The organism is Salinispora sp. H7-4 (assembly GCF_013416675.1).
GTDB classification, from domain to species: Bacteria; Actinomycetota; Actinomycetes; order Mycobacteriales; family Micromonosporaceae; genus Micromonospora; species Micromonospora vitiensis.
This window is the reverse complement of the sequence record NZ_JABZED010000002.1, coordinates 102,527-115,681: the sequence shown is the minus strand read 5'-3', so window position 1 is coordinate 115,681 and position 13,155 is coordinate 102,527. Positions and strand designations below refer to the sequence as shown.

The 13,155-nt window shown below is 69.5% G+C and carries 11 protein-coding genes; 1 reads left to right on the top strand and 10 read right to left on the bottom strand.

Annotation, left to right across the window (positions count from 1 at the left end):
* Window positions 1–82 precede the first annotated feature (82 nt).
* The 9 genes from H0524_RS00585 to H0524_RS00545 all read right to left on the bottom strand — a co-directional run bounded on the left by H0524_RS00585 (window position 83) and on the right by H0524_RS00545 (window position 9,850).
* Window positions 83–994, bottom strand: coding sequence for an SDR family oxidoreductase (locus tag H0524_RS00585; protein ID WP_180196903.1), 912 nt, complete (start codon window positions 992–994; stop codon window positions 83–85).
* Window positions 991–1,608 (bottom strand): TetR/AcrR family transcriptional regulator, encoded by a 618-nt coding sequence (locus tag H0524_RS00580; RefSeq protein WP_180197108.1) that lies wholly within the window; start codon window positions 1,606–1,608, stop codon window positions 991–993. The genes H0524_RS00585 and H0524_RS00580 overlap by 4 nt, the downstream gene beginning before the upstream one ends.
* 113 nt (window positions 1,609–1,721) lie before the next feature.
* The gene (locus tag H0524_RS00575) at window positions 1,722–3,026 is read right to left on the bottom strand and encodes an MFS transporter (protein WP_180196902.1); all 1,305 of its coding nucleotides are present in this window, start codon (window positions 3,024–3,026) and stop codon (window positions 1,722–1,724) included.
* Window positions 3,019–4,221, bottom strand: a complete 1,203-nt coding sequence (locus tag H0524_RS00570; protein WP_180196901.1) for a cytochrome P450 — start codon at window positions 4,219–4,221, stop codon at window positions 3,019–3,021. Before H0524_RS00570 ends, H0524_RS00575 begins: the two co-directional genes overlap by 8 nt.
* Window positions 4,222–4,274: 53 nt before the next feature.
* A complete protein-coding gene (locus tag H0524_RS00565) occupies window positions 4,275–4,952 on the bottom strand; it encodes a DUF5825 family protein (protein ID WP_180196900.1) in 678 nt (225 codons plus the stop codon).
* Complete coding sequence (locus tag H0524_RS00560; RefSeq protein WP_180196899.1) at window positions 4,933–6,837, bottom strand: RiPP maturation radical SAM C-methyltransferase; 1,905 nt, start codon at window positions 6,835–6,837, stop codon at window positions 4,933–4,935. The genes H0524_RS00565 and H0524_RS00560 overlap by 20 nt, the downstream gene beginning before the upstream one ends.
* Window positions 6,838–6,920: 83 nt before the next feature.
* Window positions 6,921–7,079, bottom strand: a complete 159-nt coding sequence (locus tag H0524_RS00555) for a hypothetical protein (RefSeq protein ID WP_018215451.1) — start codon at window positions 7,077–7,079, stop codon at window positions 6,921–6,923.
* A gap of 5 nt (window positions 7,080–7,084) precedes the next feature.
* The gene (locus tag H0524_RS00550; RefSeq protein WP_180196898.1) at window positions 7,085–8,899 is read right to left on the bottom strand and encodes a S9 family peptidase; all 1,815 of its coding nucleotides are present in this window, start codon (window positions 8,897–8,899) and stop codon (window positions 7,085–7,087) included.
* A gap of 261 nt (window positions 8,900–9,160) precedes the next feature.
* The gene (locus H0524_RS00545) at window positions 9,161–9,850 is read right to left on the bottom strand and encodes an ElyC/SanA/YdcF family protein (RefSeq protein WP_180196897.1); all 690 of its coding nucleotides are present in this window, start codon (window positions 9,848–9,850) and stop codon (window positions 9,161–9,163) included.
* Between the two features lie 86 nt (window positions 9,851–9,936).
* Here H0524_RS00545 and murJ point away from each other — a divergent pair, with 86 nt between their 5' ends.
* Window positions 9,937–11,538 (top strand): murein biosynthesis integral membrane protein MurJ, encoded by a 1,602-nt coding sequence (murJ, locus tag H0524_RS00540; protein WP_180196896.1) that lies wholly within the window; start codon window positions 9,937–9,939, stop codon window positions 11,536–11,538.
* Here the strand turns inward: murJ and H0524_RS00535 are convergent.
* Window positions 11,515–13,098, bottom strand: a complete 1,584-nt coding sequence (locus H0524_RS00535; protein ID WP_180196895.1) for a DUF6194 family protein — start codon at window positions 13,096–13,098, stop codon at window positions 11,515–11,517. The two genes, murJ and H0524_RS00535, sit on opposite strands and share 24 nt — an antisense overlap.
* Window positions 13,099–13,155: the final 57 nt, after the last annotated feature.

Genomic DNA, 13,155 nt, shown 5'->3' with positions numbered 1-13,155 from the left:
GTCCTGCTCATACCCGCTGCGGCCGAACACCATGCCGCTACCACCAAGATGCGCCTGCGGCGGCAGCGGCAGCGGCCGCGGGTCAGAGTGGCTCCCCGAGAGGCCCGTACTGTTCGGCCAGGTTTTCGGCCCAGTGGGCGGCGAAGTCCGGTTGGCTGCCGTCGGCGTCGGTGAACCCGTACTCCCGGTAGAGGTCCCAGGTGGCCAGGGCACGCCCGGTCTTGGCCAGGATGTTGGGGTCCGCTGCCAGCGCCGCGACAGCCCGGCCGAGGTAGGCCGGGGTTTCGGAGTGGGCGAAGTTCGGGTCCTGGGCCACCCCGTCGCGCCAGTTGGCCTCGGTCACACCGAAGTGTTCCAGCACGGCCTCCGAACGGAGAAAGCCCGGGGTGATGGCTACGGCCGCCACGTCGTGGGGCTTGAGCTCGGCCGCCTGGGCGACGGCGAGGCGGATGACCGCGGATTTCGCCAGATCGTAGAAGAGGCTGCCGCGGTAGCGGGCGGTGTTGCCGTCGGTCACCTCCACCACCAGGCCGCTGCGGCGGGCGACCAGGAGGGGGAGCGCGTACCGGCTGGTGATGATGTGGGTCTCCACCGCCTGCCGCAGCAGCCGCAGCCCGGTGTCGAGCTCCTGTTCCCACAGTGGATGTTCCCAGTCGGTGAGCGGATCGCCACCCCACACCGAGTTGACCAGGATGTCGAGTTGGCCGTCCTGTTCGGTGGCGACCTGGCCGATGAGCGCCTGGACCTCGTCGGGACGGCTGTGGTCGGTGCGAACGGCGATACCCAGTCCGCCGGCGGCGGTGACTCGCTCGGCGGTCTGTTCGATGGTTTCCGGGCGGGCGAGGTCGGAGCGTTCGCCGGCGCTGCTTCGGCCGGTGACGTAGACCGTCGCGCCGGCGGCGCCGAGCGCGACGGCGATGCCCCGTCCGCCGCCGCGGGTGCCGCCGGCGACCAGGGCCACCTTTCCGGCCAGCGGGCGTACGTCAACGGTCATGACTCCTCCAGATCAGGGTTGGCGTGCGGCGGCAGGTGGGGCGCGAGTACGGCGTCGAGCTCCTGCCGGAGCCGCTGTTCGAGGCGACCTTCGCGCTCCAGCGCCCAGTTCAGGCCGGCGCCGGCGGTGACCGCCTGCACCGTGCGGGCCAGTGCCGCGGGGCTACGGTTGGTGCGGAGCTCGCCGGTGCCCACTGCCTCGGTGAGTAGCTGCTCGATCATTCGTTGCTGCGTGTGGTGAATGGCCAGGGCGCGTTCGTAGAGCTGCGCATCACCGAGGTCCATGCACAGGAACGCCAGGTGATTGGCGTAGCTCTCCGGGGTGCTCAGCGGCGCCGCGGAGCGCACCATCAGGGTCGTCAGGGCGCCGAGCGCCGAGTCGTGCGTGCGACGCACCTGCCCTACCAGCTCGCTGATGTCCTTCTCCGCCTGGTCGGCGAGGGCGAGGAGCAGGCCATGTTTGGAGCCGAAGCGTTGCACCAGGGTTGCCGGGGCCAGTCCGACCGCGCGTGCCACGGCGGCCAACGTGAGACCCGCCGGGCCCACCTGACCCATGACCTGCGTTGTCGCACGCAGGATCACCGTATCGTCAACTCCGCGCGGACGTCCCACCAGCGCCGCCCCCTGACGTTAATAAATAATCGTTCATTCATTAACGCAGGTGGCTGGGCCCCGGGCAAATCCCGCCGCTGCCGGGCCCACGTCCGCTGGCCAGGGCCGATCCACCGTCACCGCTGCCGTAGTTCGCGGCGGGCGAAGCCGTAGCCGAACGCGGCCACCAGTGCTGCCGCCGTGGCGAGGAAGACCGCCGCGCTGCCATATGCCTCGATCACCAGACCAGCGGCGATCGTGGAGAGCGGAAACAGACTCAACGCAGCGAAGACGATCGCGCTCATCACCCGGCCGAGCAGGTGCGGTGCGGTGCTCTGCTGCACGATCGTGATCACCAGCACGTTGGTGACGGTGCTGGCGAGGCCGGCCACCGAGAGTGCGACCACGGCGCCGAGATAGCCGGCGAAGGGCACCAACGCGACAGCCACACCCAACACCAGGCCCGAGACCATCGCCGTCGATCCGCGTCGGGGCAGCCCGGTCAAACCGGCGGAGCAGAGTCCACCCACCAGCGAGCCGGCCGTGAAGGCGGCGAGCAGACCACCCAACCCACCCGCGCCAGCGGCGAAGTCGTCATTGTTGAGCGACGGTAGACCGACCCGGACCATTCCGCCGACGGTGAGGTTGGCGATCGCGGTGACCAGCAGCACGGTACGCAACAGCGCCGACTCGCGAAGCAGCTGCCAGAACCCGATCTCGGGACCCGCCAGCGGCGGCGTCGGGTCGGCCGCTGCCGGCGGTGGTGACGTGCCGCCACCGGTAGCGGCTGCCACCGGCATCGCCGCAGCGCGCCCCACGCTGCCGATCATCGCCAGGCAGGCCGCCGAAACGGCGAAGGTCACGGCATCCACACCGAACGCCACCGCTGGCGAGAGGGCGATCACCACGAGTCCGGCCGCGCCCGGACCGATCATTCCGGCCGCGAAGGTAGCAGTGCTGTGTAGCCCGTTGCCGGCCTGCAACTGCTCGGCGGGTAGCAGCCGCGGGGTGATCGCGTAGGCAGCGGGCTGGAACAGACCGGCGCCCAGCCCGGTGCCGGCCACCAGCACCGCTACGGCGAACATGCCGCCAGCCTCGGTCACGGCAACCACGACGATGCCGGCGGTGAAGAGAACCCGAATCAGGTCAGAGATCAGCATCACCGGCCACGGGCCGATCCGGTCGGAGAAGATCCCGCCCAGCGGTGTCGTCACCAACCGGCACAGCCCGTAGCCGGCCACCAGTAGGCCGAGATCGCGCGCGCCGCCGCCGAGCTGATAGACCAGAAACGGAAGTGCCACCGTGTGGAAGGCATCGCCAAAGACAGAGATCAACTCGGCCGCGAACAGCAGCCGGTAGCCGCGGGTGCGCAGGGGGGCGAAGCTGAGCTGTGGCCGGAACCGGCGAGTGATGGAGGTGGCCGCCGTCGTAGCCTCAGCCATGGAGGGACACCGGAAGTGACTCCAGTCCACGCAACATGATCGTGTCTCGCCATCGGAGCTGACGCACCTCGGTGGCGAGTGCCAGCCTCGGGTGCCGCCTCAGCAAGGCACCCAGCGCCACCTCACCTTCGAGTTTGCCGAGAAACGCGCCGAGGCAACGGTGCAGGCCGTGGCCGAAGGCGAGATGTCCGGTGTCGTGCCGGTCGAGGATCAGACGGTCGGCGTCCGGGAAGCGGTCGGGGTCCCGGTTGGCGCCGCCGAGCGACACCAGCACCAGCTCACCGGCGGGAATCACGACATCGTCAACAGCGACCGGCGTGGTGGTGAACCGTAGCGTTGCCATGGCGACCGGGGACTCGTAGCGGAGGAACTCGTCTATCGCCTCCGGCAGTGCGGGCTGGTTTGCCAGCAGCCACCGGTGCTGGTCGGGGTTGCGCATCAGAGCGAGGGTGGCGGTGCCGAGCAGGTTGACGGTCGTCTCGTGCCCACCGATCAGGAGCAGGAAGACCATGCCGATGATTTCGTCGTCGGTGAGCTGGCCCGCGTCCCGCGCGGCCAGCAGCTCCGTCAGGAGGTCGTCGCCGGGCCGGTTCTGTCGTATTCGTAGCTGAACGGCGATGTAGTCGGTCATTTCCCGCAACGCCGTGGCGAAGGCGGCAGGGTCGTCGTCGTGCGTCAGGATCGCTGTTGACCAGGACCGGTAGGCGCTTCGCTCCTCGGCGGGGAAGCCAAGCAGCTCACAGATGACCAACATCGGAAGCGGGAAGGCGAAGTCCTGCACCAGGTCCACCGTCGTTCGACCGGCGAGCCCGTCCAGCAACGAGGTGGTGATCCGTTCCACCAGCGGCCGCATCGCTGCCACCCGTCGAGCGGTGAACGCGCCCTGAACGAGGCGCCGTAACCGGGTGTGGTCCGGTGGGTCGCTGTTGAGCATGTGGACGATGTCACCGCCGAGGGTAACCCCGGCGACCCGGTTGTCGGCCAGGGCCTGGGCGCGGCGGGAGTCCTGCCCGAATCGTGGGTCGGCCAGCGCCGCCCGCACATCCCGGTAGCGGGCAATGACCCACATCGGGAGGCCCTCGTCGCTGTGCAGGATCGACACCGGGCCGTTGGCGCGGATGCGGGCCAACGTCGGGTACGGATCGGCGATATACGGCACCGGTGGCGGGGCCGACGTGCCGGTCACGGTCTCCACGGCTCTCCTCGCGGTTGGGGCGGTTGAGGCGGTTGGCGGGAGAAAGGGCCCACCTACACGCTCAGGGCAGGAGACGGCCACCGGTACGCCCGGGTCGGCAGCCACCACAGATACCCGGACTGCTCGGCGACCAGCCGTGCCTCGGTCAGCTCCTGGCGTACCGGAACGGGTAGCTGCCCGGCCGGGACCCCCTCCGTCAACTCGGTGATCGCCGTCAGGTGCGCTGGTTCGTCGATGGTGTACATCTCCAGGGTGCCGAGCCGCCGGTCGCGTACCTCGGTGAACCCCGGGCCCCGCCGGGACACGCACATCCCCAGGAAGAACGACGTCTGCCAGCCCCGTACCGCCGCGTCGTCGCCGACACCATCCACTCGAGCCGGCGGATACAGATGGTTGAACAATCCTCGACCCGCGCAGCCGTCGTGGCAACGGGCGACCCACTCCACCGAGATCGCGTAGGCGGTCAGCTCCCGGAGCAACACCAGGGTGCGGGCGGCGACGACGCCCGCGTCCGGACACAGGTCGACCGGGTCGGTGAGCCGGACCTGCCGGACGCCGAGGCGGTAGAACTCGGCGACGACGGGCTCCCACGCGCCAGTGATCCGTCGGGTACCGAGAGACATTCCCGGGACCCGGGCCGTGGTGGGCTCGTAGTCGCGGGACAACTCGAGCTCGACCCCGGTTGCGCTCCACTCGGTCAGCTCGGCGAGCTCAGGCGACGACGGTGGCACGCGATTCCTCCTCAAGTCGCCGGACGGCAGCTCGGCGGTGGTCGATCCGGGTCAGTACCTGATTGTGGGACTCCACGGCGAGGTGCACCTGGTAGCCGCCGTCGTGAAACAGCAGGCCCAGCGCCGTCCACCGGGACAGCAGCGGCTCGACGGCCGCCGTGCCGCCGGGCACCTTCGCGACGAGGGTCGCGACGGTACGGGGCTGGCCCAGGAGCCGAAACAGCTCGACCTCGGCCGGCGTGGTCAGCTCCAGCACGGTCCAGTCGTAGCTGGCGCGCCGGCTGACCAACACGATCCGGTCGGCAAGCTCCTGGTACGTGAGCCGGCTGACCGGATACTGCGCCTGCCAGGCGCCGAGTGCCGCGTCGAGTTCGGCGGCCTGGGCTCCGTCGATGCCCCTCGGCGCCGACGTGAAGACGTACGCCAGGTCGGCGAGCTCGGTTTCGGGCAGCCGGTAGATCTCGGCGTACTGGGGGGCCGGCCGCAGGGTGGCGAACCCCAGTTCCGGGCGGTCGAAGTAGGGGCTGTACCGCTCGATGGCGATCCGGGTCGAGCTGATCGGTGGCTCCAGATGGTGCAGGGCCGGCAACTGCGCGACGACGCTGGTGTAGTCCCGTGCCGTCTCACCGGGGAACCCGTACAGGTAGTTCCAGCTCGCCGTCACACCGGCGCTCTGCGCGTCGCGCAACGCCCGTACGTTCTGGCATCCGGTGACGCCCTTGTCCATCAGCCGCAGCACGTTGGTGCTGAGGCTTTCCACCCCGGGCTGGACCTGCACGGCACCGCCGTCGCTCAGCTGCTGGAAATGGTGCCGGCGCAGGTTGGCCTTGACTTCGAAGTGGAGGCGGAGATCGTACTCCGATTCGGCCAGCCAGCGCAGCACCGTGTCGAAGTAGGCCATGTCCAGGATGTTGTCCACAACGATGAAGTCGAGCAGTTGGTGGCGGCGTGCCAGGTCGAGGAGCTCGTCGAGGAACCGGGCTGGACTCTTGCTACGAAACTGCATGAACGACCCGTTGAGCCCGCAGAACGTGCAGTGATGCTTCTCGCCCCACCAGCAACCGCGGGAGCCTTCGACAACCAGCTTGGGCGCCACCCAGTCCGCCGCCACCGACGCGTCCAGTCGCTCCAGGTAGCCGGTGTAGTCGGGAGCGACGATGTGGGTTGGCGGCAGGGGAGTGGACGACATCGGGTTGGCCTGTCCCGTCCCGTCCCGGTCCCGCCAGCACAGGCCGGCGATTCCCGCCAACTTCGTCCGGTCAGGTGCGGTGGTCAGCGGATCGAGTGCGTCCAGTAGGTGCGGGAAGGCGACCTCGCCCTCACCCCGCACGACGTAGTCGACGTAGGGAAAGTTGCGGTGCAGCGCCGCCCCCTGCGGCCCGTCGCAGTTGGCGCCACCGAACACGATCCGGGTCTGCGGCCGTAGTTGTTTCAGCAGCCGGGCGACGGCCAGGCTGGCGGTATTCTGCTGGAATGTGGTGGTGAAACCGACGACATCGGGTGCCGTCGCCGCCAGTTCGGTCGCGAGACCGCGGATGAACTCGGGCACCACCCGGTGCAGCGACCCGGTCCGTGCGATCTCGGCGTCAGCGGTGCCGTTGCCGGCCAGCAGCCGGGTGTAGGAGTCGAATGACCGGTCTGCGTCGTCGAGCAGGCCGGAGAAGACCCAGTCGCCGGCGCCGAGGAAGTAGGAAGACTCCGAGAAGTACTGATAGTCGGCCAGCGTGAGGTCGGTGACCCGGGCCGCCCAGTCCACGAAGTCGAGGTTCGCGTAGCGGACCTCGACTTCGTGGCCACCCCGGCTGGCTGCCGTACGCAGGATGCCCAGCGCCAGCGACGGAACATCAATCGACCCCCACGGCATGCTGACCAGGACGACCTTCATCGCGGATCCTTCCGTTGGTGGGCTCCGTTCCGGAGCGGGCTGCTCCGGAACGGAGCCGTCGAACTCGCGGTCACCACCGGTGGCTACTCGCTGACCGCCACCTTGTCGGCCGCTGGATCGGTCCCGCCGCTCCGTTCGGCCGCAACCGCCCGATCCATGTCGAGGAACATCTTCACCACGACCGCACCGCGCTCCCGCTCGTTGGTGGCGATCGGGTCGTGCCGTACGCTGCGTCGCTTCATGCGATTCACCTCCCTCCCTGGCTGGTTGGCTGGTACGGACGGCCGTCCGCTGTGGCCGCCCGGGTTCGGTCCGGTCCCAGTGCCTGACCGGCGTACCGGAGTAACTCGTCGAACGCCCGGGTCTGGCTGGCGGCGTCGCCGAGATGGCCGCCGGACATCCAGTGCAGTTGGTGCGGCACCCGGCGGTGGCGCAGTGCAGCGACGTAGCGCCGCACCTGGCCCGGCGGGCAGCGGTCGTCGTCGCTGGCGGCAGCGATGAACAGGGGGCCACGTACCTGATCCAGGTAGGTCATCGGATTGGCCGCGCGGTATCGCTGCGGTACGTCGTCGGGCCCGCCGCCGAAGAGCTCGTCGTCCACCTCGCGCAGCGCCGTCGTGGTGCCGCGGTAGGCGGCCGGGTAGTCGGCGATGGGGGCGACGGCGAGACCGACCGACCAGTCGGCCGGGGTGGCTCCCATCGCGAGGAGAACCAGGTACCCGCCCCACGAGTATCCGCACAGGCCGACCCGGCCTGGTGTGGCGACGCCGCGGTGGAGCAGGTGTCGCCGTACCGAGGTGAGGTCGTCCAGCTGGGCCAGCCCGACCCGGTGGCCGTATCCCCGTTGCCACTGCGGCCCGTACCCGGTCGATCCCCGGTAGTTGGTGCGCACCACCGCGTACCCGGCGCGCACCAGCAGCTCCACCCGAGGGTCGTAGGCGTCGCGGTCGTGCAGGGACGGCCCGCCGTGGACCAGGAACAGGGTCGGCCATGGCCCGGCACCGGGCGGGGTGGCCAGGAAACTGTGGATCCGGCCGTAGGGCTGGGTGGTCCACAGTTCGCTGCGCCGGGCTGTGCCGGTGGGCTGCGCCGGGCCAGCCGCTCGTGGTGCTGCCCGGGCCGCTGCGCCGAGTTCGGCGACCCGGCGCTGGGGCGGCACCGACCCACCGGTCCAGACGTAGTGGATGTCGCCGCCTGGTGCGCAGGTCAGATCCAGGATGGTGCCGGGTGGGGTGGCGATGGTCGCGGGTTCACCGCTGGTCAGGTCGGCCAGCAGTAGCCGGCTGCGACCGGCGTGGTCGTGCTGGATGAGCACCTTCCCGTCCGTGCCGTACCAGTGGGCGGTGACCTCGGTGTCGTAGGAGAGGGCTGCTGCCGGTGCGATACCCCGGTCCGGCTGCCAGGTGCCGACCCGATACCCCTCTGGTGTCTCGACTATGACCAGCAGCTGCGGGTGGGACCGGTCGCCGGGGCGGAACTCGAGCGCCCAGATTCGCCGGTTGTCGCTGCCAGCTACGACATTGAGCTGACCGTCGCTGAGGCGAATGACACTGATCGCCGTGTCGCTGTCGGCCCGCCCGGCCAGTGCGACCGTGTCTCCGTCAGCGGTCAGATCGACCAGTGTCGCGTAGCCCGCCGCGGCGGCCACCAGCTGCCCGGCTCCGCCGGGTCTGCCCACATAGCAGCGGGTCTCGGTTTCGGTGCCGATGCCGACCGCGACCCGGCTGCCGGAGGCGTCGAAGGCGATCCCGGTCTGCCGCCCGGGCGGCAGACCGGTGAGGGCGGCGGGTGGTGTCGTCGGGTCGGTAGGGGTCGGCCGGAACGGTTGCCGTCGCCAGAGCCCGATCCCCGCCGGGTCCGCGTCGAACCACCAGAGGTGCCGGCCGTCGGGTTCGATGTCGTAGCCGGCCACGCCGTTCGGGACGGTGGTGCGGACCTGCCGCTGGTCAGTGCGCCGGTCCCACGCCAGGACCTGGGTCAGGCCATTGTCGACGCAGACCTCGACGGACCTATCAGGCCGCTGGGCAGCGAAAGCAGGCGCGTAGGGAATGTGCACAGTCACCCCGATCCAGGCCAGGCACTTACCGGATCGTAATCGACCAATTGCTTTCAGTAAATAGACGATCGCCGTCGGCTGTTCGGGAGTTTCAGAATAGTTTCTCAAGCCAGGAAAGTCGTTTATTGCCTTATTTTAGGTACTGGAGCTGGGCTATGCCGTTAGCGTCGGCTCATGTGGCTTCGTGCTGTCCTGGGTGCCATCCTCACGCGGTCGTACGCGCTGACCCCGGTCTGGATCTACGCGGGGGCGGCGGTGGCCTGCTGCTCAGGGGACAAGCCAGCCAGATCCATGGTTGCTCCACAACCAGGAGAGGTAGCGCCGCAGTTCCTGCCGCGTGGCGAGCCAGCCCTTGTCCTGGTAGGTGAGGATGCGTTTCACCTCGCCGGAGATCAGGTTCTCGGAGGTGGCGCCGGTCTCCGGGATCGGCGTCTGTGGGGCGACGGCCGCGGGAGCCGGGACGACGGGTATGCGGATGCCACGTCTTTCCAATTCCTTGAGGACGGTGAGATAGAACCGCGGCAGATGGTAGGGGGAGGTGGTGAGTGCCATGCTGGTGATGGCACTCTCCTGCACCTGGTCTGCGATCCAGGCGGCCTGCCGGCCGGTGTTGGGCGACGGGTCCGGCTGTAGCTGGAGCCCTTCCCGGCGGCGGAGGCCGAGACCACGTAGGTAGTCGAGTGTGACCTCGGTGTAGGTCTTCTCCGCCGGGTTCCCGCTCGTGACCAGCAGGTGGCGGAGGCGGGGGTTTGCCTCCCAAGCCCGGATCGCATGGGTGAAGCGCCACTCTTCCCCCTGGCCGGTCGCCACTGCGACGGCGTCAACGTGGCTGGTAGCCGCCGGAGGTATGGACAGGATCATCGTGGTGGCCTTGGTCACCTCGAGGAGTTGGCTGGCCGAGAAGCCATTCAATTCTTCGTCCTGCACAAATCGGGCAATCGCCGACTCGGTGCTCATCTGGGCCTCCAATCGGGGGCTGGGCAGGGCTCCGGGTGCCGGGGCAGGGCTCCGGGGTCGGGCGCCCGTGCGCTAGGAAGGTCGCCATGACGGAAGGATCTTCTCTTAGCCGCGCGGGTCGGGCCATGGCGGTGGCGACGTTGGTATCCCGGGCCGTCGGCTTCGTCCGGCTGGTGGTGCTGGCCTCCGCGCTGGGAATGGGAAGTCGTCTGCTGGACAGCTACAACGTGGCGAACACCCTGCCCAACGCCGTCTACGAGCTTGTCCTCGGAGGTGCGATGGCCAGCGTGGTGGTGCCACTGCTGGTGCGTGCCGCACTGACCGAACCCGATGCCGGGGTGCGTTACGCCCAGCGGCTGCTGTCCCTGCTGGCCTACGGGCTCGGGGCCGTCACCCTGGTGGCGATGATCTTGGCCCCATGGCTGGTCGCCGTCTACACGCCGGGCTTCTCCAGTGAGCAACACGACCTGGCGGTGCTGCTCAGCCGGTTCTTCCTGCCCCAGATTCTGTTCTACGGCCTCAGCGCCACCGCCGGTGCCGTGCTCAACACCCGGGGCCGGTTCGCCGCGCCGACGTGGGCTCCGGTTGTCAACAGCCTGATCGTGATCGCTGTCGGATTGACCTACCTGGCGATCGGCGGCACCACCAGTATCACGTCGATGCCCGCCGGGCAGCTGCTGTTGCTCGCCGTGGGCACCACCGCGGGCGTCTTCGCCCAGATGACCCTGGTGGTGTGGGCGCTGGCACGCAGCGGCTTCGCCCTTCGGCCCCGGCTCAACCCACGGGGCATCGGGATCCGTCGAATCGGCCGGCTCGGCGGCTGGGTCCTCGTGTCGGTCGTCGCCGCGCAGATCCTGCTCGCGGTGGCTACCCGGGTCGCCTCGATCAGCGAAACGGGCGGGGTCAGCGCCTTCCAGACCGCGCTCGCGGTGTTCCAGATGCCATTCGGGGTCATCGTCATGTCGGTGATGACCGCCATGCTGCCCCGGCTCAGTCGCCACGCCGCCGGCCGCCAGCACGCCCACATCGTCGAGGACCTGTCCCAGGCCGTACGGCTGGCCGTCGTCGCCATCGCCCCGATCGCGGTAGCCCTGACGGTACTCGGCCCGCAGATCGCCACGCTGTTGTTCGCCCACGGCCGCAGTTCACCGGCGGCGATCGCCCTGCTGGGGACGGTGGTGGCAGCCTTCGGGTTGGCCCTGGTGCCGTTCACCGGCTTCATGATTCTGCAACGCGGGTTCTACGCCCTGCAGGACACCAGGACCCCCGCGGTCATCACCGTCGGGGTCACCGCCGTCGGCGTGGCCGGATGTTTCGCCGCGTCGTGGCTACTACCCCGCACCAACGCCGTGGTCGGGGTTCCCCTCGCGTACGCGGTCGCCTACACGGTGGGCCTCACTGCTGCCGCCCTTCTCCTGCGCCGCCGACTGGGCCGGATCGACGGGCACCGGCTACTGCGTACGCATGCCCGGGTGGCGGTCGCCGGCGTCCTCTCCGGTAGCGGTGCTGGCCTCACGGTCTACGCCCTCGCCCCGCTGCTCGACTCCCCGAGCAGCGGGGCGTTGATCACCGTGACCACGGCGGGCATCATCGGCTGCGCCGTCTACGTTGTGGTGGCCCGCCTGGTGCACCTCACCGAGCTGCGGCAACTCGTGACAACCGCCCTAGCCGGCCGCAGATTCTGCTGATCTGCTGCGGGAGCGAGCCTGATCCACCAGCCGGGTCACGTCCGCCACGGTGGCCGGGCCCGGATTGACCACACTGACCCAACCCCGCACGGCGTAGACCGGATGGGGCAGCAGGCGGTCCGGCTCCGCGAAGTCGAGCCCGTCGCGGTGTACGGCGAACTCCTCCGGGCCATAGCCGAACAGGTTGCGGAACTCGGCGCGCCCCACCTCGATATTCAGCCGGTACCGTCCGGGGTCGGCCAGGCGGGACCGCTCGTCGAAGCCCGGGACGTCGTGCCCGACGATCGTGGCGAACGGTCGCACCCGTTCCGCGCCGGTGAAGAAGAACCGGTCGCCCCAGGTGTGGGGCGGCTGCTCGGAGCCCGGCGGGATCCGGGTCTCGGTCACCCCCGTCAGGCCGGCGATCCGGGCCGCGTCGGCCGCGCCCGGCTCGGAACCGATGTGCAGGATCGCGTCGCAGGTCCCGACCGTCGCCGCTTCCAACGACGACAGCCCGAGCAGGTCGGCCGCGCGTTCACGTAGCTCGTCCCCGGTGGGCGGCGGAAAGATCCCGGTCTCGGCGCCGAGTTGATGCTCGTAGGTGCCGGGCTCCGGCGGCCCGAGACCGAGCGGCCCGCTCGCCCCGAGGCTGCCGGCCACGTACACGTACCGCTTGCCGAGTGAGGCAGACACGATCGAGCCGGCGCCGTTCCACTGGAAGGCCAGGTCCTGGCCCTCCCAGTGGCTGTCCCACCGGCCCGGGTGCCGTTGCAGATGGACGTTGTGGGCGGAGACCAGGACCGGTCCCCGGTCCCGCTCGAGGGCGATGATGTCGAGCAGGTTCTGCGCCATCAGCGCATCCCGGACGGCGAGCAGGCGACGGATGCGCTGCGACTGGGTGCCCGTTACGGCCATCGCGCCGTGGTAGGTGAGCAGGCCGACAGCCACGCTGGCGAGTACCGTGGCGCGGTTCCAGGACTCCAGCGACGTCTCCCGGACCAGGCGGGGCGCGTCGACGTACAGCTGCGTGCGGAAGTCCTCGGCGATCCCGCGTAGCGTCGTCGCCTCCGGTGACCGGCCGGGAGATCGCGTCGCGTCGTACATGATTTCGGGGGCGGTCCAGCGCTCCTCAGCACCGACGAGGCCGTCCAGGTCGGAGACGGTTTCACCGAGGTAGTCGCGCAGTTCACGCAGCATCGGCCCGGGACTGGGTGCGCCGGTGATCTCGGTTGGGGCGTCGAAGCCGTGGAAGGTGACGCGCTCGTCGGGCGGCAGCTTCTCGTTGTGGGAGCGCAGCCAGTCGACCAGTTCGCGGCTGGCGGGGTGGGCGCCCCAGCCGTGGCTGATGCCGGTGCTCAGGTCCACCTCGTCGCGGCGGCCCTGCACATAGTCGTTGACGGCGAGCCCGGCGGCCCGGTCCGATTCGATGGCGATGGACCGGAAGCCGTGCCCGACGAGGGTTTCGAGGATCCGATTGCGTAGGTGGGGGAAGGCCGGCTCCCCGTGGTGGGGCTCGCCGATCGCGAGCAGCCGCGGCCGGTGGGCGCGGACCAGGGCCTGCAACTCCGTATCGAAAGCCATGACCTTAACCGTATCGTTGAACCCTCGGTTTAAACTGTGGCCATCGTTCAACGGGAG